At 57.1% G+C, this 588-nt stretch carries 1 rRNA gene; it reads left to right on the top strand.

From position 1 onward, the window contains the following. Window positions 1-566: ribosomal RNA gene (locus tag H8B21_RS20520) — 23S ribosomal RNA — on the top strand; the annotation flags it as partial. Window positions 567-588: the final 22 nt, after the last annotated feature.

The following is a 588-nucleotide window of genomic DNA, read 5'->3' on the forward strand; positions in this document are numbered from 1 at the left end:
GGAGTGCAATGGCAAAAGCTTGCTTGACTGTGGGACATACAGGTCGAACAGGGTCGAAAGACGGACATAGTGATCCGGTGGTTCCGCATGGAAGGGCCATCGCTCAAAGGATAAAAGGTACTCTGGGGATAACAGGCTGATCTCCCCCAAGAGCTCATATCGACGGGGAGGTTTGGCACCTCGATGTCGGCTCGTCACATCCTGGGGCTGGAGAAGGTCCCAAGGGTTGGGCTGTTCGCCCATTAAAGTGGCACGCGAGCTGGGTTCAGAACGTCGCGAGACAGTTCGGTCCCTATCTGTTGTGGGCGTTGGAAGTTTGAGTGGGTCTGGCCTTAGTACGAGAGGACCGGGCTGGACGCACCTCTGGTGAACCAGTTATGCCGCCAGGTGTACAGCTGGGTAGCTACGTGCGGTTGGGATAAGCGCTGAAAGCATCTAAGTGCGAAACCCGCCACGAGATAAGGCTTCCTTACAGGGCCGTGGGAGACTACCACGTCGATAGGCCGCAGGTGTAGAGGTGGAGACACCACAGCCGAGCGGTACTAATAGCCCGAAGCTTTCCGCGCCGGAAAGTTCCGCTGTCCTCTT

Origin of the sequence: Sphingobacterium chuzhouense, assembly GCF_014692525.1 — a bacterium.
Lineage (GTDB): Bacteria > Bacteroidota > Bacteroidia > Sphingobacteriales > Sphingobacteriaceae > Sphingobacterium > Sphingobacterium chuzhouense.